The 2565-nt window shown below is 32.7% G+C and carries 3 protein-coding genes; all 3 read right to left on the minus strand.

All coding sequences use genetic code 11. The features are described 5' to 3' along the window. Positions 1-151: 151 nt before the first annotated feature. Positions 152-1123 carry an energy transducer TonB gene (locus tag LPB89_RS21855; protein WP_230703728.1) on the minus strand — a complete coding sequence of 324 codons (972 nt, stop codon included), beginning with the start codon at positions 1121-1123 and terminating at the stop codon, positions 152-154. Between the two features lie 139 nt (positions 1124-1262). Further along, positions 1263-1832, minus strand: coding sequence for a DUF6705 family protein (locus LPB89_RS21860; protein ID WP_230703729.1), 570 nt, complete (start codon positions 1830-1832; stop codon positions 1263-1265). An 18-nt stretch (positions 1833-1850) separates the two neighbouring features. Beyond that, on the minus strand, positions 1851-2450 hold the full coding sequence (locus LPB89_RS21865; protein ID WP_230703730.1) for a hypothetical protein: 600 nt from the start codon (positions 2448-2450) through the stop codon (positions 1851-1853). Between the last annotated feature and the right edge of the window lie 115 nt (positions 2451-2565).

Here is a 2565-nt window from a genome sequence, read left to right on the forward strand (position 1 = left end):
GAGTTACTTGCGAAGATTTCTCGTTCCTCGAAATGACAGAACTGCACGATACAGGGATTTAACTCATACAAAAAGAGGATGTCAAATTTTGACATCCTCTTTTATGCTAAAAAATTATTCCTTATTAAAATAGCTGGCAAAAACCAAAACATTACGGTGTGCTTTGTCCTAGTACCAAAGGCAGTGAGTAAAAGACTCTTATTGGGATACCTCTTTCAAATCCAGGATTCCATTTTCTTGCTTGTGTAATTATTTTCATTACTTTATCATTCAGCATGGGGTGAACACCTTTTATTATTTTGGGTTTAGTCAGGCTACCGTCTTTATCTACTATAAAACTTACAAGCATTTTTTGTCCGTTAAGGCCATCAAAGTCCATTATATATGTTGACATTTCCCTTTCCATATAAGTATAAAAAGATTCTATGCCTCTTTTTGGTGATGGAAACTGAGTTACAACATTGTACGAATGCTCCACATTCAGACTATCGATACTTGCACCTGATACCAGCTTTCCATTTTCATAATATTCTGTAAAGCTATATTTCTGTTTGCTACTTTTCCCTTTCCAAATTCCATCATGCAAGCCATTTTTTACTTTTCCTCTTTGCTCAAAATGGCCTTCATCATTATATTCGTAGTCCCCATTACCATCTGTTACTTTTTGTTCTTTTTGAGAATTCCAGTAATTGTTTATCTTAAAACGGATTCTTTTATCGGAATTTTCAAAATATTCAATTTCAGATTTTACATTTCCGTTTTCATACCATGAAAATTCTTTTCCTGTTTTCTTTCCATTCAAATAATTGACTGTTGCCTGCTTATTCCCGTTTTCATAATAATAGATAAATTGCCCTTCTTCAATTATTGTATCTCTATCTGATGAATTACCGATCATCTGCAAAGTCTTCGATCTATAATAATCTTTAACCCGATACAATTTTTTATCTGAATAATAATCTTCAACTACCCTGATATACGCATAGTTTTCACTGTATGTTTCTGCCCATGCAGCGTCTAAATACGTTATTTTATTTTCTGTTGCCGGAGTCTGGCAGAATACTTTTGCCGCTAGGAATAAAAAACAGACTGCCCTGAAATAATAATGAAAAAAAAGTTTCATAATCTGTGTTTTTAAAATTATAGAAATTGTTTATTGTTTACCAAATAGCAAGGATTTGCAATAGGTGTCTGTAACGATTCGGAACAGGTGCAACCATATGTTTTCTGGTAAGGATTGCAAATCTTGCTAACATTTGAAATTACTGTTTAGTTAATCTCATTTTAACCTCTGGAAATAATTGTGCCGCAGCCCCATTGGGACAATCCTTTTCAAGTATAATATCGCGTTGTGGTATTAAAAATAATTCCATTACAGAGTCAGAATTTTTAGTTAGCATAACATAAAGCTCACCTCTTTGTCCACAATCAAATTGACGCCCTCCATATGATAATACAAAAAACGTTTTATCATAATAATAATTTTTAACCACGTAACCACTATTATCCGGTTCTGCTCGCGTATCCTCTAATATTCTGCCACTAACGTCTTTAATTAAATAACGCATTACTAATCTGTCTTGAGTTATTCGAGAAGGTTTGTCTGTTATTTTAGAAAATATTAATTCATATTTTTTTCCTTCATAAGTTCCTTTCCAGGTTCCTACATATTTATCCCGAATACCATTTAGATCCTTAAAATATGTTATACTTTCAGGAATACCAATACCTGCATTTATATAATCTATCTTTTTTTCCATTGGAAGGACTGATTGAGCTTTACATGCTGAAATACAAAGTATTATCATGTATAAAAAAAGTTTCTTTTTCATAATGTTTGTTTTAAATATTTAGGAACAAGGCATTGTTGCTACTTTATTATTATCATTTAATGTTTTTTTGGCAGCTGTACCATCTTTATTTATTTTAAATAACGAAATACTGTTAATGCCAATATTTTCTTTTATAAATTTTAAAAAGCCAAGTTCTCTTGAATTATTTTCTTGCATAACTTCTTTGTACTTATCATTCATTACCTGATCGAAATTTAATCCCATATTAAGATCACTGTAAGCCCCCTCAAATCTTAAGGCATAATCTCCTTCACTTGAAATCATCATTCCATACACATTCTCTAAAGGAATATTATTTCTATGGGCATTATCTAAAAGCGCAATAAACGATTTCACATCTGAAGGTGAAAACATTCTAATTGGTTTACTTATTTCCTGCTCTCCATTGGAATCGACTTTTCCAGAGTCATAATCATCAATATGCGTGTGCATATAACCAATGGTATTAGGATCTTTGGGCAAGCTCATACTGTCATTACTCAAATTATCCAGAGGCGTAAAGGGGCCATTTTTGTTTTGTGAATATCCTGTTTCTCTTTTTAAACCCGTTTTCTTTCTTAATTCTTCCTGTTTTGCCAAAAAATTAGCATTAACCATTTGTTGCTTTATTTTATCACAGGGATTTGCAGCCGTTGCAGGAGGAAGACCCGGACTGCTATCACTACTACCACCCCGATTAGAAGTCTACCACCCCGATTAGAAGTATATGCTA

This window comes from Flavobacterium sp. ENC (assembly GCF_020991415.1).
Lineage (GTDB): Bacteria > Bacteroidota > Bacteroidia > Flavobacteriales > Flavobacteriaceae > Flavobacterium.

What these genes read in the sequence shown, in the direction of transcription:
- LPB89_RS21855 (WP_230703728.1), bottom strand. Translation starts at nt 1,123, where the DNA reads ATGAAACTTTTTTTTCATTATTATTTCAGGGCAGTCTGTTTTTTATTC.
- LPB89_RS21860 (WP_230703729.1), bottom strand. Translation starts at nt 1,832, where the DNA reads ATGAAAAAGAAACTTTTTTTATACATGATAATACTTTGTATTTCAGCA.
- LPB89_RS21865 (WP_230703730.1), bottom strand. Translation starts at nt 2,450, where the DNA reads ATGGTTAATGCTAATTTTTTGGCAAAACAGGAAGAATTAAGAAAGAAA.